This is a genomic window from Candidatus Poribacteria bacterium, from assembly GCA_028820845.1.
Taxonomy (GTDB): domain Bacteria; phylum Poribacteria; class WGA-4E; order WGA-4E; family WGA-3G; genus WGA-3G.
The window spans coordinates 18945-42646 of the sequence record JAPPII010000066.1 but is presented as its reverse complement, the minus strand read 5'-3'; the positions used below and the strand labels follow the sequence as shown (position 1 = coordinate 42646).

Annotated in this window: 18 protein-coding genes and 1 pseudogene; 11 read left to right on the top strand and 8 right to left on the bottom strand. The window is 47.7% G+C overall.

Annotated elements, in window-relative coordinates; genetic code table 11:
- Positions 1-1613: calcineurin-like phosphoesterase family protein (locus tag OXN25_13470; GenBank protein MDE0425866.1), on the top strand; the 1613-nt coding region annotated here is incomplete at its 5' end.
- Between the two features lie 62 nt (positions 1614-1675).
- Here OXN25_13470 and OXN25_13465 read toward each other — a convergent pair.
- A complete protein-coding gene (locus OXN25_13465; GenBank protein MDE0425865.1) occupies positions 1676-2512 on the bottom strand; it encodes a phytanoyl-CoA dioxygenase family protein in 837 nt (278 codons plus the stop codon).
- A 152-nt stretch (positions 2513-2664) separates the two neighbouring features.
- On the opposite strand from OXN25_13465, the gene recG reads away from it, so the two are divergent.
- The 3 genes and pseudogenes from recG (at position 2665) to OXN25_13450 (ending at position 6371) form a co-directional block, all read left to right on the top strand.
- Entirely contained in the window at positions 2665-5409 is a 2745-nt protein-coding gene (gene recG / locus OXN25_13460) for an ATP-dependent DNA helicase RecG (protein MDE0425864.1), read from the top strand.
- Positions 5410-5421: 12 nt separating this feature from the next.
- Positions 5422-6117: a hypothetical protein gene (locus OXN25_13455; GenBank protein ID MDE0425863.1), complete on the top strand. Its 696-nt coding sequence runs from the start codon at positions 5422-5424 to the stop codon at positions 6115-6117.
- A 152-nt stretch (positions 6118-6269) separates the two neighbouring features.
- Positions 6270-6371 (top strand): annotated as a pseudogene (locus OXN25_13450) (type II toxin-antitoxin system RelE/ParE family toxin).
- Positions 6372-6470: 99 nt separating this feature from the next.
- On the opposite strand, the gene OXN25_13445 reads toward OXN25_13450, so the two are convergent.
- The 4 genes from OXN25_13445 to OXN25_13430 all read right to left on the bottom strand — a co-directional run bounded on the left by OXN25_13445 (position 6471) and on the right by OXN25_13430 (position 13045).
- Entirely contained in the window at positions 6471-7247 is a 777-nt protein-coding gene (locus OXN25_13445) for a LamG domain-containing protein (protein ID MDE0425862.1), read from the bottom strand.
- Between the two features lie 217 nt (positions 7248-7464).
- A complete protein-coding gene (locus tag OXN25_13440) occupies positions 7465-8433 on the bottom strand; it encodes a hypothetical protein (protein MDE0425861.1) in 969 nt (322 codons plus the stop codon).
- Between the two features lie 38 nt (positions 8434-8471).
- Positions 8472-12068, bottom strand: a complete 3597-nt coding sequence (gene smc / locus OXN25_13435) for a chromosome segregation protein SMC (GenBank protein MDE0425860.1) — start codon at positions 12066-12068, stop codon at positions 8472-8474.
- A gap of 224 nt (positions 12069-12292) precedes the next feature.
- Complete coding sequence (locus OXN25_13430) at positions 12293-13045, bottom strand: ComF family protein (GenBank protein ID MDE0425859.1); 753 nt, start codon at positions 13043-13045, stop codon at positions 12293-12295.
- Between the two features lie 85 nt (positions 13046-13130).
- Here OXN25_13430 and OXN25_13425 point away from each other — a divergent pair, with 85 nt between their 5' ends.
- Positions 13131-13907 (top strand): alpha/beta fold hydrolase, encoded by a 777-nt coding sequence (locus OXN25_13425; GenBank protein ID MDE0425858.1) that lies wholly within the window; start codon positions 13131-13133, stop codon positions 13905-13907.
- Position 13908: 1 nt separating this feature from the next.
- Here OXN25_13425 and OXN25_13420 read toward each other — a convergent pair whose 3' ends face one another.
- From OXN25_13420 to OXN25_13410, 3 genes are all read right to left on the bottom strand, one after another.
- Positions 13909-14850, bottom strand: coding sequence for a Gfo/Idh/MocA family oxidoreductase (locus tag OXN25_13420; protein MDE0425857.1), 942 nt, complete (start codon positions 14848-14850; stop codon positions 13909-13911).
- A 212-nt stretch (positions 14851-15062) separates the two neighbouring features.
- The gene (gene rhaI, locus OXN25_13415; protein ID MDE0425856.1) at positions 15063-16277 is read right to left on the bottom strand and encodes an L-rhamnose isomerase; all 1215 of its coding nucleotides are present in this window, start codon (positions 16275-16277) and stop codon (positions 15063-15065) included.
- The gene (locus OXN25_13410) at positions 16274-16789 is read right to left on the bottom strand and encodes an HIT domain-containing protein (GenBank protein ID MDE0425855.1); all 516 of its coding nucleotides are present in this window, start codon (positions 16787-16789) and stop codon (positions 16274-16276) included. The genes rhaI and OXN25_13410 overlap by 4 nt, the downstream gene beginning before the upstream one ends.
- A gap of 198 nt (positions 16790-16987) precedes the next feature.
- On the opposite strand from OXN25_13410, the gene OXN25_13405 reads away from it, so the two are divergent.
- From OXN25_13405 to OXN25_13380, 6 genes are all read left to right on the top strand, one after another.
- Complete coding sequence (locus tag OXN25_13405; GenBank protein ID MDE0425854.1) at positions 16988-17818, top strand: serine/threonine protein kinase; 831 nt, start codon at positions 16988-16990, stop codon at positions 17816-17818.
- A gap of 28 nt (positions 17819-17846) precedes the next feature.
- Positions 17847-18707, top strand: coding sequence for a phytanoyl-CoA dioxygenase family protein (locus tag OXN25_13400; protein ID MDE0425853.1), 861 nt, complete (start codon positions 17847-17849; stop codon positions 18705-18707).
- Positions 18708-18845: 138 nt separating this feature from the next.
- Positions 18846-19586, top strand: coding sequence for an NAD(P)-dependent oxidoreductase (locus OXN25_13395; GenBank protein ID MDE0425852.1), 741 nt, complete (start codon positions 18846-18848; stop codon positions 19584-19586).
- Between the two features lie 460 nt (positions 19587-20046).
- Positions 20047-20739, top strand: a complete 693-nt coding sequence (locus OXN25_13390) for a type II toxin-antitoxin system VapC family toxin (GenBank protein MDE0425851.1) — start codon at positions 20047-20049, stop codon at positions 20737-20739.
- A 178-nt stretch (positions 20740-20917) separates the two neighbouring features.
- Complete coding sequence (locus OXN25_13385) at positions 20918-21730, top strand: succinate dehydrogenase (protein ID MDE0425850.1); 813 nt, start codon at positions 20918-20920, stop codon at positions 21728-21730.
- A 268-nt stretch (positions 21731-21998) separates the two neighbouring features.
- Entirely contained in the window at positions 21999-23606 is a 1608-nt protein-coding gene (locus tag OXN25_13380; protein ID MDE0425849.1) for a serine/threonine-protein kinase, read from the top strand.
- Positions 23607-23702: the final 96 nt, after the last annotated feature.

Here is a 23702-nt window from a genome sequence, read left to right as displayed (position 1 = left end):
TTGTGGCTTTAATCGCCATTTTGATTTTTTACGCAATTGGAAACAGTGTAGCAGCAAATTTAACCGCAACGGGTACTGTATTTCTGGATACAAATAGAAACCAAGTGAAGGATGATAACGAGAAGGGGCTGCCTGGGGTTCGCGTCTCCAATGGACAGGATGTTGTCCAAACCGATGCTAACGGGCAATACTCGCTTTCAGTCAGTGATGACACCATCCTTTTTGTGATTAAGCCCCGTGGGTTTATGACACCGGTTGATGCAAATCGTCTCCCAAAATTTTATTACATTCACAAACCGCACGGTTCACCCAAAGGACTGAAGTATGCCGGCATTGCACCGACGGGTCCACTACCAGAATCAGTTGATTTTCCGCTCACTGAACAGTCTGAAGCGGATACCTTCAAGGTACTCGTTTTCGGGGATACACAGCCCTATAATATGCAAGAGATTGAGTGGTTAGCACATGATGTGATTGAGGAAGTTATTGGAATCGATGCGGTGTTCGGAATCAGTCTTGGTGATTTGGTAGGCGACGATTTAGATTTATTTCACCCACTTAACGAAGTGATGGCTACCGTTGGGATACCGTGGTACAACGTCCACGGTAATCACGATATGAACTTTCTTGCTACGGATGATCGGTACGCCGATGAGACATTTGAACGTGTTTATGGGCCCGCGTGCTATTCGTTTGACTGGGGACCTATCCATTTCATCAACATCGACAATGTGTATTTTCACCGCGATGAAGAAGACAACCCTCGCTACTTGAGTGAGGTGGGAGAACAGCAGTTGACATTCGTGCGAAACGACCTTGCTTTTGTGCCGAAAGATCAGCTTGTTGTTGTATCCCTACATATCCCGTTGACCGAGATGCGTGATGTGAAGCAATTGATGAATCTGCTCGGCGATCGACCCTATACGTTATCCCTGTCAGCACACACGCACTTCCAACGGGATGACTTCGTCGGACCGGAGCACGGTTGGCACGGAAACGATTCACATCATCACCACAATCATGCAACCACATCAGGGTCTTGGTGGCGGGGCACGCTTGATGAAATCGGGATTCCACACACAACCATGCGAGATGGTGCACCTAACGGATACGGCATCTTCACATTCAGTGGAAATCAGTATTCAATTCGATTTAAAGCCGCCCGTCGTCCAGTGGATTATCAGATGAATATCTGGGCACCCTGGGAAGTTGCGTCAACAGAAACTGGCGAAACAGATGTCATCGTTAACGTTTTTGGCGGCACCAAACGCTCAACAGTTGAAATTCGTTTGGGCGAAGTTGGGGAATGGAGACCAATGACCTATACGCCTCAGGAAGATCCCTACTATAAAGCACTCAAGGCACGGGACGATACGAACCACCTTGAGCGGAGATTGCATACCGCGCTTCGAGAAACCCTGAAGTCTCAGTTAAAGGAAGAGGGTGAACTGCCACAAAGGGGGCAAGCACTTAGCGGAATTGTAAAATCAACGCATATCTGGCAAACGAAACTCCCAGTGAATGTCCGAAAAGGAACGCATGTTATCTACGTCCGTACAACTGATATGTTTGGTCAAACTTTCACAGGACGCCGCATCATCCGAGTGCATTAGGCCAGTCTCAGTATTCAACCACTATCATAGTGAGTTTCCGAACACACTCACAAGAGGTGCCCTCACGGGAGCGGTACATGCCAGTCGTCCCCGTAAATCATTTCAAGTTGATCGTGGGGTTTGAAGTAATCGGTTGGATGATGGTCCTCACCCATATCGCCAAACAATCTGCGGCGGCGTGGTGTCATTCGTGTGAGTACATCGGCGGGCAGTTTATCGTAATCGTAAGGACGGCTCCACATCTGTCCATAACGGAAGGTGACGCTTTTGCGGATACGTTCCGTCCGATTCGGTCCGACCCCGTGCCACATAGCCCAAGGAAAGATGACGGCATCTCCTGCTTCTGCAAGGACTTGAATAGCCCCTTCAGGATATTCGCCTTTCTCAAACCTACTTTCAGGGAACGGGACCTTATGGCTACCGGGTACACACATAAAATTTCCTTGGTTGGGTTCAGTCAAATCGGTTAAGAAAAACTGGATTTTAAATTGCAGGGGTAAACTGTCTTCATGCGGATGAATCCGTTGGAGCGAGGGTCCAGCATCTGTATGAAACCCCATCAAAGCATCTACATCTGGGTGTCGGACGTAGATCTGCGTTCCCATAATCTGAAGATAGGGCCCCATCAACGAGAGGATCGTACCGAAGGTGCGTGGATGGTCAGTGAGTGGGTCAAGCGCATCCGTCCGCTCAATTGCGCGGATGATTGTATAAGCCCCTTTTCCGAACCGATTATTGCCTTGTAAGCTCGGGGTCTCTTGGACGTAGGTTTCAATCACAGAATCTACAGCTCCTAAAAGCGTTTGAATCTCTTCAGGCGAGAGGACGTTTTTAATAATCAGAAACCCCTCTTTCTGCCACTCTTTCTGTTGGACATCCGTCAAATATGGAGATAGCATAGTGTCGCTCCTTTTCATGAACTGGAAAGAATTACATGCCAAATATCGCGAGTCCGTCAACTGAAGAAGATTATAGGCGATTTACGATGTTGCGTCAACCCTATTTTGCTACAAACGTTCAACGTTTTTGCTGAATTTGCGTCTAATATGATATGAATAATTTCACAACAATTCTTAACACCATCCGCCGTCCCTTCCAACAAGAACGCCGAAAAGGGTGCCAAGACGATGTCGTTGTCAACGGGTTAGGAAGTTATGTCCAGTTGTGGGTAAAAAATGGAGATGCCCTTGACTTAGCAGTAACTGAAAAAGAGGTCCTGCATAACTTAGCCGACCTCTTTAAAAATTACACAAGTGCTTCGCCAATTGAACGACAACGCACGCTTGAAGAAGCAACAAAACGTATTGACACGGCACTCGGACACAAGCAACAAACCCATTCGAGGTTAGAAACCCATCCCACAAGGAGAAAAAAGGCACAAACAGCGTCGCTGCCGCTCTTTCAAGAGAAAGTGAACCGATCGGACAGCGCGTCTCCCAAGCAGGAACCAACAACGGAACGCACAACGCAGAGGGCACGCAAAGAGACACTACCACTCTTCCAAGACGCAGAGGTTCCTCCCACACAAACCCAAAACACCGCTACAGAAAAACCGACGGCATCCGTCCCAATCTCAGATATTCCCGTTTCAACAGATCTGAGCTTGCTCGATTTCTTATCCGAATCGCTGCAGTATCTCAAAGGGATCGGCCCCCGCCGTGCGGCAATGCTTCTGTCAGAACTTAACCTCCAAACCGTTGGCGAACTGCTGGCATACTACCCCCGTGACTACATCGACCGTTCCAAGACAGTGGAGATTTATAGGGTCGGAAGAACTGAAGATGACGAACCGGAGACGATTCACGGTAAGGTCGTTAACCACACGTCGTCTCCGACAGCGAAGGGCAAACGCATCGGTAAGATCTCAATTTACGATGGGACCGGGGTAGCCGTCCTCGTTAATTTCGGTCGGCGTATCGGTATTATGAAGTCCCTACTGCCCGTGGATACTGAAGTGGTCGTCAGTGGTAAGTTCTCGCGCCGTTATAACGAAATCCAAGCGACTGACTACGAGTTTGAATTATTCGAGGAAGACAACCTGATTCACACGAAACGGATTGTGCCGAAATATGCACTCACGGCGAAACTGACGGCAAAAATGTTGCGTACATGGATGCGGACGGCTCTTGACGCATACGGGCAAGAGATTCCTGAAATCCTACCGCTCGAACTCCGCAAACGACAAGGTTTAATCGACCGACAACTCGCCATCAACGAGATCCATTTTCCAACATCAGAGGCACACCAAGAAGCTGCACAAAAACGGTTGGCTTTTGAAGAATTTTTCCTTCTGAGTGCCGGAATGGAGATGAAAAAAGAGCGAAAGACCTTGGAAGCGGGTATTGCATTTCGGGTTGGAATGGATTCGGGAAACACCTCGCCCTCTCTATTATCGGATTTCACGGCTTCGCTGCCTTACGAGTTGACGGGTGCCCAAAAACGGGTTTTCAGAGAAATCCTGAACGATATGCAGCAAAAAAAGGTGATGAATCGACTCATCCAAGGGGATGTCGGCTCGGGGAAAACTGTTGTCGCAGCGATGGCACTCCTGTGTGCTATCGAAAATGGGTACCAAGGTGCCCTGATGGTGCCGACTGAAATCCTCGCCGAGCAGCACTATTACAACCTCTCTGATATGTTCAAGGATATGCATCGCGATGTGTCCATAGAAACAGAGCAACAGGATAAACGAAAAATAAACGTTGTACTTCTGAAAAGCGACCTCCCCAAAGCGGAGCGTGAAGAAGCACTGGCGGCGATTGCTAACGGCACTGCAGACCTCATCGTCGGGACACAGGCTTTGATACAAGAAGGCGTAGATTTCCATAAACTTGGACTCGTTATCATCGACGAACAACACCGATTCGGTGTGATGCAACGCGCAACGCTCCGTAACAAAGCGCAATCTGCGACTGAAGCACAGAAGCATCTTGATACAGCTGCCCCGGCGCCCGATGTCCTCGTCATGACAGCGACACCAATTCCGAGAACACTCGCCTTGACGCTCTACGGGGATTTAAATGTATCTGTCATCGATGAAATGCCACCCGGTAGACAGCAGATTCGGACGCGTTGGATAAAGGAGAATGATCGGGAAAAGTTATATACGACGCTTCGGAAAGAGATCCAGCGTGGCAGGCAAGCTTATGTTGTTTACCCGCTCGTTGAAGAGTCGGAAAAACTGGAAGAACTCAAAGCCGCAACAGAAATGGCATCGCATCTCCAGAACGACGTGTTTCCAGACTTACGTGTGGGTTTGCTGCATGGACAGATGAAATCCATTGAGAAACAGGAGGTCATGGCAAGATTCAAGGACAGACACATCGATATCCTCGTCTCAACAACGGTAATCGAGGTGGGTATTGATGTGCCGAACGCGACGTTGATGGCGATTGAGAATGCCGAGCGGTTTGGACTCTCACAGTTGCATCAACTGCGCGGGCGCGTTGGACGTGGTAAGCATCAATCGGCGTGTTATCTTGTCGCTTCGCCGAGAGGCGATGATTCCTATCAGCGGATTCAAGCGATGATTCGGACGAACAACGGCTTTCAGATTGCGGAGGCAGACTTGAATATCCGCGGACCGGGTGAGTTCTTCGGCACCCGCCAATCGGGTATTCCGAATTTCAAGATTGCGAATATTATCCAGGACGCCTCACTTTTGGAAGCCGCAAAAAAAGAGGCAGAATCATTAATCAAAGCGGATCCACGACTGGACGCGCAGCAGCACCAATTACTGAAGCGGATGCTACAGAAACATTGGAAAGACAACTTGGAGATTGCATCGGTCGGTTAGAAGGAGAATCCAATGAAACACGATATAACAGGTATGAGCCACGCGCAATTTAGCACTTGGCTGACACCAATGGTAGACCGTGCGCTCTTTGAGGCGCGGGAACGACTTGTGTCTTTGCTTGCTGAGAACGCGGATCGGGATGCACTGGAAGCTGAGTTCCGTGAATTTTATGAAGGCTATTGCGGGCTGGCATTTGAGTTAGAGGAACGTGAAGAAGACCTGCTTTCAATACTGCGTGCCTCTGATAGATTTGCTCCCCTACAGCGACGCGTGGCAGTTGTGGAAGCCGCACGCAAAACCTCGCCTATAGGACGTATCGCGCGACGGATGAGCGACAAGCCTTTACTCACCGATCCGCAACCAGAAATACAGGTATCGGCGTTATCCGATGAGGGGTTCCGTGCGTTGATGGAGACCTTTGCGAATTGGGGACTTTTTGCTGCACGGGAGCGGATTGTTAAGTTGCAGAAGGTGGCACCAACGGCTGCCGCAGCGGAACAATTGAAATCAGAATTCCTTGATTTTTTCGTCTATTATCTGGAGTTAGAACAGTTTCTTGAAGATTATGACTATGACCCCGATGAAGGGTTGGAGTTGCGCCCAGAGGTAGCTGAAAGGTTGGAGCGAAGCGTTGCAGAGGTTGAAGCAGGAACCGCTGAATTAATCCCGATCAAGGGAGTTGCAAAAGAATTAGGGCTGAAGTGGTAATGTATCGTCTGGAAATTATGCCAAAAGCGGAAGGTGACTTTGCCCGTTTAGATGCGACGATTGAACAGCAAATTCTTGACAGGCTAAAAGTATTATGCGAAAACTGAGATAAACATCGCCACAGAGCTCTCCGAGGACGACATAGAGGAAAGTTCAGTTTACGTGTCAATGATTACCGAGTAATCTATACCTTCAATCGGCAAACAAGAGAGATCACTGTTCTCGAAGTCGGCCATCGAAGCAGCGTTTATTAGCATAGATGGGAGAAAGGCAATTTATTTACAACGTAAGTAATGACTCCTTAAGTGCGTCCTTCCTCAAGGAAACTTGCGATTCACTTTCTCTGTGGCACCTTAATTTTTAGTCTTGAGTTCACCCCAAGCTATCGCCAGTTTTCCCGTCGGTTCAATTGCCAACGCCAGTGTATGCAATTTTCTCACATCGGCATCACTTAACGCGCCTTCAAAAATGGCAACTTCGTCAATGCCACCGGCGTACCAGATACCGCCCAAGTGTTGTGTGTAGGCGATGGTCGGCTTGTGTGCTGCACCATAGGCGATACTGATTTGATCAGGTGCTGGAGTCATCTTTTTTAATTCACCATCGAGGTAGATTCGGACAGACTTTTTGTTCTCAACAACCCCAACGACGTGATGCCACTCGCCATCCGTAGGAAACGGTGTATAAGCGGAGGGCCAATGTTTTGCGGCGTTTGCCGTGTCCGCTCGAATCCAGATGCCAACATTATTGTTATCAAGCAGTTGAATGCCGTAGTTGTATTTGTCATAGATCGGATTTCGTGTACCAAGGGTGGGCTTAATAACCGCCTCCATCGTCACAGAAGGGAAGAAGATGTCCTCACCCATTCGTACCAAATCAACAACACCGTCAAAATTGAGAGCTTCACTGCTAAACCCGTCGATTTGGGCGGGTTTACCAGTAATGGTTCCGCTATTTTTCCCGAAAACATCTTCAACGTCTTTCCCTTGAACGGTGTTTTTGTCAAAGGTCCAAAGTGCGACAAGTCCCATTTTTACTCTTGGGTCCTCAGCTCCTGCGGACTGAATCACCGTGATAGGAATTACGAAACCGACTAAAAGCAGAACAAAGAGGGACAATTTCGTTTTCATGGCTCATTTTCTCCTTAGATTCTGATTTCCTTAGTAACCTATTTGAAAGTACGCGTTTAGAACCCAAACATTTCTTATAATTTTAAATGTTTAGAAAAATGTGTCAAGTTTTTTCACGCGAGAATTAAGATTGAAATCTCTGGAAAGTTTATTCCAAAATGCCACAAGAGAATTGTCTTTTTAAATGGGGTAGCAACCATCTAACAAACACGACTCTCTACAGAGACGCGATCACCAGACGGTATAACTGTGGGACGGTCACTGAGAAATCGCCGGAGATGTGGTAACCCTCACCCCCATCTTTGACAGTGCGGATGAGAATGGTCTTTTTGGGACGGTGGTAGTAATGCGCATCGGTAGGCGACCCTTCATCTCGGAAGTCGGGGAAGTCGATAATATCGAAGTTTGCGGTCGTGAAATGCCGAATCTCCTCACGGCGTTGAAAGGCGATGTTTCGTGCCATGGAGAGGCTTTTGAGATAGACTTCGGGTCCCATGACAGCGGAGCCTAAATTAAGAAAAACGCCATCTTCCAATTGCGACACGCTTTGGGCAAAACGGAGAAAATCCTCACCCGTTGTCCATCCCATTGCGGCGTAATCGGCAGCAGGGTGTTGATCAATAATGTCAAACCCGATGCCTTTGTGAACGGTGAAAGGTACACCGAGTCGATAGGCAGCGGCGAACATACTCACATCGCGGTACGGAAAAGCGATGTCCATCTCGCCTTCCTCGATTAACCTACCGATTGCTTCCCCAAACCCGATTTTATCTTGATACCCACGAACAATCGCTTCGTTCAGGTAGCGTCCGGTCTCCTCCCAATTGCCGAATTTACCGTCATAGATGTAGTCTTCGACATCCTCAAGCGTAGCACCGATGTGTGCGAGTTCAAAATCGTGAATGGCACACGCGCCGTTGGTAGCAAGGTGTGTGAGGATACCGCGTTCCATCAAGTCGATGATGAATCGGGAGTTGCCGCGCCGCATAACATGCGCCCCCATCATCCAGATGACTTGCCTTCCATCGCGGTGTGCCTTCGCAATTCGATCAGCAACAACAGAGAGTCTCGGATTATCAGGGGGTGGGGTCTCAGCATCCAGGGCATAGACATCTGCCACCGTCATTTTGTGTCGGCGTTTAGAAAGCGGCAGAATTGTGAGGTGATTCCGATTCAGTTTGTCCATACCCTGTAGGAGGGGTTTGTAACCCCGATGTAGAGCGATTACTCGGCAAACTTGGCAGAGACAATCTTTGAGATACCGGCTTGCTCCATCGTCACGCCGTACATCGCATCAGCGATTTCCATCGTGCGACGGTTGTGCGTGATAATCACAAACTGTGTATTCTCAGTGTAGGCTCGAATGAGATTGGCAAATCGGAGTACATTTGCTTCGTCAAGGGCAGCATCCACTTCATCAAGCACACAGAAAGGACTCGGCTTGATTTTGAAGACGGCAAAGAGCAATCCAATTGCGACGAGTGAACGTTCTCCACCCGAAAGCTGCGTGATGCTCTGTGGACGTTTGCCCGGTGGACGCGCAATAATATCAATGCCTGAATCAAGCACATTGGACGGATCCGTTAGCAACAACTCGGTTTCACCACCGCCGAAGAGTTGTGTAAACACCTCTTGGAAGTTGGTCTGTACCTTCTCAAAGGTCTCAAGAAATACCTCTCTTGAGGTCTGGTTAATCTTCTGAATTGCCTGATAGGTGGATTGAATGGACTGCTGGAGATCCTCGCGTTGCGCGTCAAGAAAATCGTGACGTTTCTTGTGTTCCTCATACGCCTCAATCGCCTTGAGATTCACGGCACCCATTGCTGTGAGTTCTGCTTTCAACTTTTCAATGTTATCCAAGAGATCAATTTCGTCCATCGCCTGTTCATCATTCATTAGTGGGGGTAGTGAATCAATGGAGACCTGATATTTATCGTGGATGCGGGTTGAGACAGACTTTATGCGCATCTCCAATTGTGTGGTTGTGACTTCAAGTTTATGGCGTGCGCGGTTCTGTTGCTCAAACTTTCTGCGGGTTGCGCGCATCTCCTTTTGCAGGAGGGTTACCTCTTGGAGAAGGGTTTCGCGCTCTTCAGTAAGTTGCTCAACGTGCGCTTCAGCCTCAGCACGATCTCCCTCCAAACGGAGGAATTCGCGTTGCGCTGTGGCAACCTGTTCGCTGAGATCAATCCGGGTCTGTTCATCGGAGTCGATAAGTGCTTGCTGTTCCGCCATCTCCTTTGTTGTCCGCTGTTGCGTCTCGTCAAGCGACTGAATTTCAGATGCCAAGCCTTGCAACCGCTGACGCTGTCCCGCCAAGAAGACTTCCATCTCCTGACAGGTATCCGCGACTTCAGCGCGTTTCCGGTCCTCACTCTCAATCTGCTCGGACATGCGCTCAATCCAGCGTTGCGTCCGCTTGGTCTTTTGGGTGAGTTTTGCGATGTCAGCCGCAAGCGTCTCTTGTTCTTCGCGTGAAACTGCCATCGCTTGGCTCAACATCCGGTTTTCAGATTCGACTTCTGAGAGTTGTTGCTTAAGCCGGGTAACCTGCAGATTCGCTTGCTCCATATCCTTAGTTAAGGATGCTTTTTCAACGCGTTTATCTTGCCACCGAGCAATGAGTGTCTGCCGAGTTTTTTGCAAGTTCGCTATTTTTGCCGCATAAGCTTTACGCGTCTGAGTTTTCCTATTGTTTGTCTGGGTCAACCGCCCAATCTTGTCTTCGAGTTCCTCAAGTTCACGCGCGCGACTCAGTAGGCCACCTTTTTGCTGATTTGTGTGACCACCGGTGATGGCACCTGAAGTATTAATGAGTTCCCCATCTAAGGTGACGAGACGTGCGGTTGGACGGAATCGACGGGTGAGTGCGATCGCAGCATCTAAATCTTCGATAACGAGGGTATTCCCCAATAGATGCTGCATAGCAACTTCATATTTACGGTCGTAATCAATTAATTCTTCGGCAATACCGATAACACCGGGTTGATTAAGCAGTTTATCATCCTGAAATCTGCGTCTGCGCAAAATATCGAGTGGGAGGAATGTCACCCTACCGGCTCGATGTTTCTTAAGGAAAGCGACCCCTTTTTGGGCATCTTCAGCAGTCTCAGTGATAACATTCTGGACAGCACTCCCCAGAGCGACCTCTATGGCGACTTCATACTCGGTGTCCATCGTGAGCAGTTCGGCAACAACACCACAGACCCCACGAAATTGATCGGGATAGTGGTTTTTCGCTTGCATTATCGCCCGAACGCCGATGTAATAGCCTTCATAAGCGGACTGCAATTCTTGGAGCGATTTCAATCGAGAGACGCTACTCCCGAGTGTATTCTGTAAACCGCTGATTTCAGCCTCAACTTTACGGAGTGCGTCCTGATTTTCGCCGAGCTCCATCTCGACCTGATCCCGCTTGGTCTCAATCTGAACGAGTTCCGCCTTTAATTGTGTTTCAGCCCGCTGAACTTCAGTGTGGGTGTCAGTAGCGGTCTTGAGTTCAGCTGTCAACACGTCAGCGTTTTCTTTGAGGCGGTTGAGGTTGCCCTCTCTACTGGTCAACTCATGTTCGATCGTCAAGCGTTTGCGTTCACACATCGCTAATTCAGTTGTCGCCTCACCTAAAACGGTTTGTGCTTCCCGTACAGATTCCTTAGAAGCATTGATACGTTCAGCCAGCTGCCTCAGCAGCTGCTGACGTGCTGCCAAGCGACTCTCCTCTATCTTGAAAGACGCTTCGAGTTTTTGATGTTCTTGGGTTCGCTGTTTTTGCTGGTTGAGAACGCCCGTGTGCTGTGCCTTTAAAGTCTCAAGAGCCTGGAGTGCCCGTTGTCGTTGCTGTTGGATATTGAGCTGCCTCTCTTTGTGAAGGACAATCTGACGCTCAATCTGTTCAATTTTCGTTTCAATCTCGCGAAGCCCGGTCTGTCCTGTCCGTATGGCTATATCTAATTCGGACTGTCGATGTGTGGCGTTCTCAATATGCTCCTCAGCGGCTTTCAGCTGTTCAGAGGCATCGGTGGTGGCACTTAAAATCTCATCTAAGTCGGTTTGTGCCTGGAGATAATCCGTGCGGAGTTTATCATATTCCCTATGCGCGAGGTCTAATTCAAATTGCTTCAACTGCGCTTGTTGTGCGTTGTAATGCCGCGCCTGCTCAGCCTGTTCCTTGAGTGATTCCGTCTCGCGTTGCAATTCCTGAATGACATCGTTGATACGAACGAGATTTTGTTCGGTCTGTTCGAGTTTTCGGAGTGCGGTCTTTTTTCGGTGTTTATATTTCGTAATGCCAGCGACCTCATCGAATAGAAATCGGCGATCTTCGGGGCGGACGTTCAGAATCAAGTCAATCTTGCTCTGCTCCATGACGGAATACGCATCAACACCAATGCCAGTATCCATGAAGAGTTCGCTGATGTCGCGGAGGCGACAAGGATTTTGATTGATGAGATAGCGGCTTTCACCCTCGCGGGTGAGATGTCGAGAGACCTCAATTTCTGGAGATGCGAAGGCGACTTTAGCAGGAGCATCCTGGGGTAAGGTATCCGCGTTTCCTGAACCATTATTTGAAAAACATAATGCTACCTCTGTCCGCTGTGCCGGTGCGAAGTTGGCACCGCCGTTGAAAAGTAGGTCACGCATAGAAGCACACCGAAGAGAGCGAGCACTCTGTTCCCCAAGTACCCACCGAATTGCATCGGAAACGTTGCTCTTTCCACAACCGTTGGGTCCGACAATGGTCGTGATACCGGGTTCGAGGACCAATTCAACTTCTTCGGCGAAACTCTTGAAACCGCGAATTTTGATGCTATTTAAGTGCAAAGGTTTAACCTCCGAACTATAGGTTTAAGGGATTATTCCAGTGATAAGTAGTTTCTAAGGCACAACTTTTAGGCATAAAGTGTGTGCTTTAAGGTAAAAGCGTGTCTACAAACCTCACTGCAACGTGAACATCGTATAAAACGTAATACATAATGAAAAAGTTTCATGATTTTGCCATGAAACCGGCAATGCCAACAGCGTCACCACAGACTTATCTGTGTAAATCACGCATTTAAAGTCCTCGCCAATGTTAGCACATCGACCTCAGCGGGATCGGCTTTCCATAACTCGTTGACGGCTTCACGAATGGTGGCACCCGTTGTGAAAACATCGTCGACGATTAAGATGCGTTTGTCCCGAATAACCTCTGGGTTCGGGACTTCAAAAGCACCCGTAATATTGTGTTGGCGAGCCTCCATACCCAAACTGCTTTGCGCGACTGTATGGCGGTGTCGAACTAATGTGTCTGTGAGAATCGGCACGCCTTCCGTTTGCGCAATGCCTTTAGCAAGTAGCGTTGCCTGATTGAAGCCGCGTTCTCGGAGCCGTTTCTTATGAATCGGCACAGGTAGAATAAAGTCATAGTCTGCAATACAACAGTCAATAGGTATATGTGCGTTTATCAGATGAATCAGGTGTTCCGCAAATACCTGCTTTTTTTCAAATTTAAAAAGATGTATTGCGTCTTGGAGTGTTGTCTGGTAGAATGCAATAGACCTTAATTTGCCATAGCGCGGTGGGGCAGTGGCGCATTCATCACAGAGTCCTCTCACATCGGGTGTGCCGCATATATCGCACCAAGGCGGTTCAAGGAATTGAACATCGTGCCAGCAGTCGGCACAGATATAAGGGATGGACGTAACCTCAAGAAATGCCTCACAAACGCGGCATTTCGCAGGATACAGGAAAACGATTCCTGTTTCACATAAGTCCCGCAATAGATTTGGTATCTGCAAGCCGATTGATTTCAACGCCATAAACGTTTACCATACGAAAATAAAAAGTTATTATATGATAAGTTTACCATAAATAAGTTTTAATGTCAAGGTAAAAGGAGCAAAAATGGAAAGACCGATCGTATTTTACAATCAAGACCAACAGATAAACGGGATACTGCATTCACCAACAGGTTGTGACGCGCCGTGTCCAGCAGTTGCTTTCTTCCACGGCTTCACCGGCACGAAGGTTGAACCGCATAGAATATTTGTTAAGACGGCACGGGAACTTGCGGCTATCGGATTTTACGTGCTACGTTTCGACTTTCGGGGTTCCGGGGACAGCGAAGGCGATTTTTCAGAGATGACTATCGGTGGTGAGGTTTCGGATGCCATCAAGTCAATTGATGTACTCACTGCTATGCCGGGTGTAGACGCTGAACGAATTGGCATTCTCGGATTGAGTATGGGTGGATGTGTTGCAGCGTTTGTCTCTGGTCAAGATGCCCGCGTGAAGTCAACGGTGATGTGGGCACCGCTCTCGGACGATCCGCCAGATCGAAAGAATGAAATTTTGGAGAGAGCCAAAAACACTCCCACCCCAGAGGAGATAGCACTCTTAAACCCAAACATCGTCGGGAAGGCGTTCTACGAGGAACTTCCCAAAATATCGCCTTCTGCCACCCTTCAGGCGTTTAGGGGCGCGCTCCTCGTCATCCACGGGAGTGCTGATGATGTCGTGCCGGTCTCTCACGGGAAACGGTACTACGAATTGATGCGTGGGCGTGAGGCACCGACGGAACTTGAAATCATTGATCAGGGGGACCACACTTTTAACACTGTTGCATCGGAGCAAGCGGTTATCGCCAAGTCGGTTGAGTGGTTTCAACGGACCTTGGCATAGCTTACCCAGACGCAAGGCTGATGCGGATCGCCTCAAGTGCCACTGCTGCGTCCGCCAAACAAGGCGGTTGATGTGCAGCATCCCGGATTTCGGAGAACCACAACTCTTGTAGTGTCGGTTGTGGTGAATCTGGTATTGAGAGCGGTGTCACACCAGCAGGGGACGTGCAGTGCCATTCGCCACCCGCATCGCTGATTGTGCCTTCGGTGAGAACGTATCGCTCGTGCTCTTCGGCAGCGTTAATAGCGACCCCGCCTGCCCATGTCCATTGTCCAATACCGCCACGTTTGAACTCAACAGTAAGTGTGTTGACAAACCTATCGTATCGCCCATCCTCCCTTAACCCTTCGTAGACAGCACTCTTCTTGACAGACGCAGCACCCCCAAAGAAATCTACAATCGGATAGATATGATAGATGAAGAAGTGGGCAGGCGTTCCTGATACGGGTAAGTTGAAGAGAATTTCAGGACGGGCACCGCGACCGGGTGTGAGGCGTACAAAGGAAGTGAGAAGTAAGTCGCCGAGTTCACTTATTTTCTCCTTGAGTGCTTTGTGGGTGTTGGAGACCGCCTCTGGATGCGAGACCCGTAGCACACGCCCGCGCTTCTCGGCAAGTTTCAACGCCGCTTCTCCCTCACTGACATCACTGGTAAGCGGATATTCTACAAAGACGTGTTTGTCTGCTTGTAACGCCGCGAGGGCAATCTCACCGTGGCTGTCGTTGTGCGTGCAGATAACGATCCCATCTATATTTTCGCGTTCAATAAGATGCCTCCATTCGGGAATGAAGGCTGCCTTATGCGCTGTGGCGAGTTGCGTGCCTGTCTGTTCGTTTCTGGAAGCGATTGCCACAAGGTCGGCGGCTTCCATAGCGGCGAATCGCGTGAGATGGTGGCGTGCCATCCCCCCTGAACCGATAATTCCGATTTTAATTTTGGTCATATTTCTTATCAATTTTGCTGACGGGGCTTGATGTAGTAAAAAGTTGGATACACTTGGAGTCAGAAAACGTGCGATGAATCGCACTACTACGAACAAACTCGTTTGTAGTAGGGCAATTCATTGCCCGTCGATTACCGAAATATTTATTGAGACCTCATGAAAACGCGCCTACAAGTCGTTCGCCTACAAGTCGTTAGTGCTGTCAAGGACACCTATGCCCAGCCCTGGCTTTCGCCCCCGACGCGAGCAGCACTAATTTTCTCATAATAACCGCTTTTCCGGTAAGCTGCCAACGGGTGTGGATCGCGTCCCACCTCCAAGCGGACCTGCTCCAGTAGCGGGTTCACATCCAGTTCATAGGCACGTTGGAGGATAGATTCCGCTTCAACAAGGTCTGCATCGTCCTGAGCCGCTGCGAGAGCGTCTCTGTCAACAAGAAGTGCCTTTGCGTACGCCTTCTGCAGATTGCAGACGGATTGTATGCTCGCCTCGACCTTCGGTTTCAGATTATGGCTCTGATCAATCATATAGGCGATGTCGGTTTCCGTCTCCGGATCGAGTTCTGCGGCAACGAGTTCGGTGTAAATCAGGAAGAGTTCCTGTGGATTGATAGAGCCGACGGTCAGGTCGTCGTCTGCGTACTTCCGACAGTTGAAGTGGAATCCACCGAGTTTTCCCTCGTCTATTAAGTAAGCGACAATAAACTCAATATTTGTGCCTTGTGGGTGGTGTCCTAAGTCGATGAGGACTTGCGCTTTCTCACCGAGTTTGGTCGCCATGAGGTAGGCGGTCCCCCAATCAGGGAGGTCGGTGTGGTAGAATGCGGGTTCAAAGAATTTATATTCGATGAGCATCCGAGTGTTTTCTGGAAGTGCATCGTAGACCTCGGCTAAAGCGGCCTGCATCCAGCCTTTGCGTTTCCTGAAGTTTGACTGACCTGGGAAGTTCGTGCCATCTGCGAACCACAAACTGAGCAGATCAGACCCAGTTTTTTCCATGATCTCAACACACTCAAGCATGTGATCGGTTGCAAGTTGGCGGACAACGGCATCCGGGTTGCAGACACTTCCGAGTTTATACGCTTGATCTTGGAAGACGTTTGGGTTAATCGCACCGATACCGATACCGACTTCAGCGGCGTATTGCTTCAATGCCCCCCAATCATCTGTTTTATCCCACGGAATGTGGAGTGCGACAGTAGGGGCGATACCGGTGAAACGGTGGACGGTGGCAGCATCTTCCAGACGTTCCGCAGCGTTTCGGGCTGCACCGGGTTGTTCAAACACACCGAATCGGGTGCCGGAATTACCATAACCCCATGAGGGGGTTTCAATGTGTTGTTGTTTGAGTTGGGCTTTGACTGCCTCGACCTGTATTCCCTGTTTCTCTAAAGTTTCGGCTAACAAATCATAAGCGAGATTGCTCATTCTGGTTTCCTTTCTTGAATAGTTGTCAGTTCCTGAAATATTTCTACGAGTTTTTCCTGCGTCGCGTTCGGATCTTCAATGATAATACGGGCACCGCTTATAACATCCATGAACCCTAATTCACGCGGATATCGAGGGACAACGTGTAGATGCAAATGCGCGATGCTGGCACCGGAGGCATCTCCCATATTATAACCTACGTTGTAGCCCCGTGGCTGATAGGCACACGTCAACACCTCAAAACAGAGGCATTGGAGTTCGTGAAGCTCTTGGACCTCTTCTTGGCTTAATTCTCGGACATCCAGAATATGCCGATTCGGAAAGATTAAGAGATGCCCTGGACTGTAAGGGTAGAGATTCAGCGAAATTGTAAAGCGATCAGTTCGATGTACCTCAAGCCGTTGAACTTTTTCATTTTTTTCGACGATGGCACATAGGATACACGGTACATTCGGGCGGTTTTTTCCTTTGGCATAAGGCATTTTGTTCGGAACGAAGAGGTTATGTCGCATAAAAGGGGTCCTGTATCTGCTATAGCACGCTATGTTACATAAAGGCGAATTTTGGGTTTTCTTGAAAATGAGGTTAAATTTTGTCCAGATATATGATATACTATTTTGATAAAGCATGCAAGCAGATATTTTAGTATCCGCTATTTTTACCTTGCAAAATGATTAAGAAGTCGTTTTGCCATACCTGAGGACAACTGAATGCCCACCCAACATCCACTTCTGGATATTGCGGAGATTGACACAAATATCCATGACTATTTAAAGCAGATTGGTGAAGTTAAGTTTCGGTTTCCAGAGCATGACTCAAGATGTCAATCGTTCCAAGCAGCGGTGGATAACCAACGTTGGTTCGTTAAACACGGTAATACACCTCAAACCCTTACATGGCTCAAGCAAGCCGTTCGTTTCCACGCCGCTGTCCAGCACGAGGCACTCCCTGAATTGCACAACACTTTCACCACTCCCGACGGGTTCACGCTGGTCTACAACTGGGTAGATGGCGAAGGTTTGCGTCCTGAAAGAGAACTGCGTGACGGGGAAATCCATCCACGTGATAGGTTTTGCGCACTGCCAGCGGATGAGATTATCGCAGCACTTAATGTCATTTATGATGTTCACCTCCTTATTGAAAAGAGAGGTTTCATCGCTGAAGATTTTTATGATGGCTGCATTATTTATGACTTTGGGAAAAAACAGATACATCTGTACGACTTCGATCACTACCATCCAGCACCTTTCGTAAATGACCGGGGACGCTTGTACGGTTCAAGCCGTTTTATGGCACCAGAGGAGTTTCAGAAAGGCGAGCGAATTGACGAAAGAACAAATGTTTTTATGTTAGGTCGGACGGCGTTTGTGCTGCTTGCGAATAGTAGCGATTCCCAGAATGACTGGAAAGGGAACGAGGCTATGTGGCAGGTCGCGAAAAAGGCGACAAACACAGATAAAGCGTTGCGATACCAATCTGTGAAAGCATTCGTCTCGGCGTGGCACACCGCGATTGCTGATAGTCCGATTCCGACGGCTTGATTGGATTCAGGAGGCACATAGATAAAAAATGGAAAAAATTACTGATAACGAAATTCAATTCTTCAACGATAACGGCTATCTTATCTTGAAAGGTGTCATCCAACCCGATGAACTTGCCGTTATACAACACGAAAGTCAAAGGCTCATTGACGAGATTTTGGCGGGTGGACCGGCAGACCCATGGTGCCACCGTGGACCGGAAGGTATTCCGTATTACTTAACCTATTTGCACTCGCATCCGAACGAATTCTCCCTGCGATTGTTAGCACATCCTTTCATCGGGGATCTGCTCCATCGGATCGTTGGACCGGATTTTATACCGTGCTATGAATCCCTGGTTTTCAAACTGCCGAAACACGGCTCCTCTGTGCGGTGGCATAGGGATGGCAATGCAATTCGCGAGAATCATCCGATTTTCAACATCGATATCTACATAGATGCGTCCACTGTTGATAACGGATGTGTCTGGGTCATCCCGAAGAGCCATCTCTGGGGGATTGAAGAGGCACAAGAGATTATTGATAAAGGTGAAGTCAATTTTGAACGTGCGGATGCAGTGCCAGCAGAGGTCGAACCCGGCGATATTCTGCTCCATCATACGAAGGTCTTGCACGGTAGTAAAATCAACACAAGCGAGACCCTCCGCCGGGTTATTTATTTTGATCAGCGTACCCCGCGATGGAATGAGACGTATAAGTGGTGGCAATCGGAATTCCTGACGCAACGCTGTAAACTCTATCAACGCGCCCTTCACGAACGCCGTACGAATCCCTACCCTTCGGATACAGAGCAGTTTGCTTACGAAGTGCCATCAGACATGCCGACGTGGGATCCAAAGGACGATTTTGATTTGCGGATTCAGCACCGGGCGTATGCGTATCAAGAGTAGTACTAAAGTTTCTGTAGCATAATCTTTATAAGGTTTCAATAAATATTTCGGTAGTTGACGGGCAATGAATTGCCCTACTACGAACGGATCCGCTTGTAGTAGTGCGATTTATCGCACGTTCAAAATAGGAGACTAAGCATGAACGTCTTACTGATAGGCGGTTCCGGACATGTTGGAACGATGACACTCCCTTACATGAAAAGTGATCACAATTTTCGAGTGCTTGACCTTAATCCGCCAAAAGACAACTCTGTAGAATATATCCAAGGCTCTGTTACCGACCCCGACGTTGTTCAGAAGGCACTGGAAGGGATAGACACGTTTGTCTATATGGTAATGCTACAACCGACGAGCGATCGGTCCTCTGTCGCCGATTTCAGTGATATTGTCGCAAACTATGAGGTGAACGCAAAGGGGCTGCATATCGTACTACACGCTGCGAAAGAAATGGGCATTCGGCATGCAGTCTACACAAGCACCTTTACTGTCCATGAACGGACACGCAACAATTTCCCTTATGAAGATGTTGTGCCGCGTGATAATCCGGGGGTCTATGGACTCACGAAGGGATTTGGGGAGCAGGTCTGCGAATACTTTGCGCGTGAACACGGTATGTCACTGATTGCGCTACGGATTACAGGACCCTCTACACGCGAGCAGTGGCTTGAGCGTTACCCCCAACCGAAAGATTCCTCAGTGCATATCTGGTGGACGGATGAAGAAGACCTGGCGCGCGCCTATCTCGCCGCTATTTCGGTTGAACACGAAGGCTTTGATGCGTTTTTCATTGCTGGCGACCATGAACAGAGGGAGATTAATCTCTCGAAAGCAAAACGTCTGCTGGGTTGGGAACCATTGACGCATACATTAGTCCTGTGATAGACCCCGTCCTAAAGGGCGAGGCTTCTGCAAAAGTTTTACAGAAGCATTCGTGCTATCAACGACCACTGCTTCCAGTCAAAGACTTACGTAGCCTACTGCAACAGACGCTATCCCGACTGCGACACAAACGTGTCCTTACGAAAAGTTTGATACACATTTTCAAATGGGATTCAGCATGACCTGTCTTTCCCTACTGTGTATGTCAAGCAGATTTTTTACAAGTATAGAGTTGTAAGGCTTTTACGTAGTTGTCTCACTTGTTTAGCGTATCTACCATAGCATCAACTACAACCTATGCCGATTACAATGCGTATTATAGCAGATTCAATCACTTGTTTCAAGGAAAACAACGTCTACATCTCCTACCTAAAGGACGGAGTTTTGACGCTGAAGATTATGATAAACCGTTTATTTGTGCTTATCAATCTTCTTGTTAATTTGACAAAAGTCTTATTGTATGATACAATATAGTGTACCGAAACCGAAAGTCTATGTCGAAACAACTGTAGTCAGTTACTTAGTCGCCCGTCCCAGCCATGATACGACGTTAGCCTCCCGGCAGCAAGCAACTCAACAACTGTGGACAGAATACGCAGAGAATTTTGAATTTGTGATTTCAGATATAGTCCTCAACGAGGTCAGTCGCGGTGATGTAATAGCAGCCCAGCGGAGGCTTGAAGTGTTGGCGGATCTACCAGTATTAGATGTGTCATTGGATGCTATTATACTTGAGGAAAACCTGATAGACGCTGGTGCTGTACCACAACGTTCGCGCCCGGATGCACAACATATTGCCCTTGCCGCGGTGAATAACATTGAATACTTGGTTTCCTGGAATTACAAGCATATTGTGAATGAAACCAAGCGGAATTTGATAAACGAAGTTTGTCACGTCGCTGGCTTCCAACCGACAACCCTCTGCACACCTATAGAACTCATTGAGGTGATTCAGATGAAGGAAAAACCGGATATACGTATGGATCCTGTCTTGGAAGAATGCTATCGCATGAAAGAAGAATTTGCTGCTCAATTTAAATCTGCGCAAGAACTCCACGATTATCTGAAGGCGGAACAAAAAAAATTTAAAGCACTTGGTTGGAAATATCTGCCCCCATCCCATCTCGGAGCCGAAGCGAATAAAAAGGACTGAATCATTCAGGTAAAGACTTTCACGCTGTGAATATCCTTCGCCCTGGTCCATTTGAAGCGTTAAGGTTTCTGTGCTTTGTAAAATCAGAAAAAATATTACAGAATAACCAAACCTGTTTGATTATAAAAATCTCCAGACTCGTTTTTTAATTTCCATTGAAGATAAGGAAAAATCGTCTATGACACACCCAGAACTCACGTTGACGGACAGTCGCGCTTTCCAAACCCAACGTAAAGATACATGGTGGCTGCAACCGTTAGCCGTATTTGTTGGATTGGGAGCATTCATCGTCTACGCAACCTTTCGAGTTTTTGAAGGGACTCACTTTTTTCACGGCCCCTATCTATCGCCTTTCTACTCACCGCTGCTTTTCGGCACAGAAAAAGTTGCCCATAGCGTTGATCACAGTTGGCTTGGCATGATGCCAGACTGGATGCCAAGTCTTATTACACCGGCTATCCTCATTTTGTGGGCACCGCTTGGGTTTCGTTTTACCTGTTACTACTACCGGGGTGCGTATTACAAGGCATTTTGGGCGGATCCGCCCTCTTGCACAGTGTCAGAACCGCGTAAAGGCTATCGGGGTGAACATTCATTTCCATTGATTATACAGAACATCCACCGATACTTCCTTTACATTGCAATCATCTTTGTGGGGATCCTTGCTTACGACGTATGGAAAGCCCTCTGGTTTGACGACGGGAACGGTGGAAAAATTTTCGGTATCGGCGTAGGCACCATCATCTTGGCAGTGAATGTCGTCCTTTTAGGCGGGTACACCTTCGGATGCCACTCTTTGCGTCACTTGGTCGGTGGGGTCATTGATCTACTCTCGAAAGCACCAATCCGTCGGCGAGCGTATAATTGTGTTAGCTGTTTAAACGAGCGACACATGCTCTGGGCATGGATGAGTCTCTGTTGGGTCGGTTTTTCCGATGTATACGTCCGTTTTATAGCACCGGCGATAGGTCAGGACTGGATTACATTCTAATATGACTTACACATTTCCTCTTAAAGTCCGCTGATAAGGGAAATTTAGGAGGTTAAATAACTAAAATATAGACTGCTTTAATGATATATCTTGCTTATGGAGACAATGTGCATAAGTTCTGTTGGCTCATGTAAAAAGTGTATGTTACTGCTGTCACAAAGTCAATAAAAATGCAGGTTAAATTTACCGTTAACACTTATTCTTGACCTAAGCTGTCCTGTTTACTTACAATTCTGAAAATGAGCATATCAGTATGTATGGAGAATACATGTTCCGTTTTGATTATTTGAATCCCGGTTCTCGGATTAATCTGCCAGAAGTTGCAGCATGCCTGAATGTTCAAAGTTCAGAATTTGAGATTCTTGCAAGTCATCCTGGAGGTATGGGTATATGTTTTCAACTCAAGAGTCTGTCCAATCTTGAAACTTATGCCCTTAAATGTATTCGCCCCGATTTGCTTGGGGATCAAGATTCTTTTGAACGCTTCCACGAAGAATTAGATGTGTGGTTATCTGCCTCCGTATGTGACGCTGTTGTAGAGGCTATTCGCATCGTCCGGCTAAACGAGTTTCCTTGTATTTTGGCTACATGGATGGAAGGTGGCGACCTCACTAAGACACTTTCAACGCTTAATCCCGCCCAGAAATTTGAAACGATTGTCCGTATTACGCGTTCGCTACAGTGGGCACAAACGAAACTTGGCATTATTCATCGTGACCTTAAGCCATCAAATATACTCTTTGACCAGGAATTGCTTGCTTACCTTTCAGACTGGGGATTGGCACGTCCACTTCAAAGGGCTTTCGTTGTCGCAAGCAGAGGAAAAGATATATCTATCGTAGATAGAAAAGATCGCACACAACAAGGGAGTTTCTTAGGAACAGTGACCTATGCGGCCCCTGAACAAATTAGAAATGCGGCACTGGTGGATCATCGAGCAGATATTTATGCTTTGGGCTGTGTAATGTTTGAGTTAGAAACTGGCAGCCCTCCATTTACCGGGACCAGTTTTCAGGAAATTGCCTACCAACATCTCCATGTTTCGCCCCCTAAACTTGGAGGTTTGTTTCGCCAGACAACACTCGGGCTTGAGAACGTGATAAATCGGTGTTTAGCTAAAGAACCAGAAGATCGCTACACGACATACGAAGAACTTGAACAAGATTTGTTGGTGGTTGCTGAGAAACAAAAATTTGCCTTGGATAGATGCGTAATTTCTGAGCGTTACAAACGACATCCACTTGGAAAAGGTCATGCATCTCAGAAGCAAGTTATCGCAAATGCAGGTGTCAAAGGTAAAGGGGTAGTTCTTCTTAATCTAAAAGACATCGAACCCTATTTAGAGGAAGCAGAGAACCTCATGGGGCTCGGCCGATATACAGAAGCCGAAGTTTTGTTGCGTCCCGGCTACATTCCCAATTTAATAACAGGTTCAACAACCTGGCATTTCGGTCATTCTTTTGCTGCCAACTACGCTTACTGCCTACAAAACATAAAGGACAGACTCGATGAAGCCTTAGAAATCTATTCAACCTTAAATCCTTTACAAGAAAAGCCTGATGTGTTTTACGTAAATTATTCACAAGCGTTGAACCTAGCCCACAAATCCCTTGATGCTAAAAGGGTATGTGAACAAGGACTCACTTATTTCCCAGATGATATAGATCTCCTGGGCAACTATACAATTTCGTTAATGGATTGTGGAGAAATTGAAGAAGCTCAGACAGTTGCAATGCGCCGCCTTGCAATCCGTAGGGATGTCCATAGCATTGAAGAGGCAGCTGCAGTTTTAAGAATACAGAGAGATCATCTGCGGAATCGCTATTTACCTCAGGCAATGAGTCTGGCAGAAAAACAGTATGGCCTCATTAGGTAGTGTTTACATTCTGGCTCTGAATCCAGTCATAGCAAGGGTTTCGTAGTTTTGTGAGATTCATTCGAGCTATAAGCGCAAATACTGATAGATACTGAC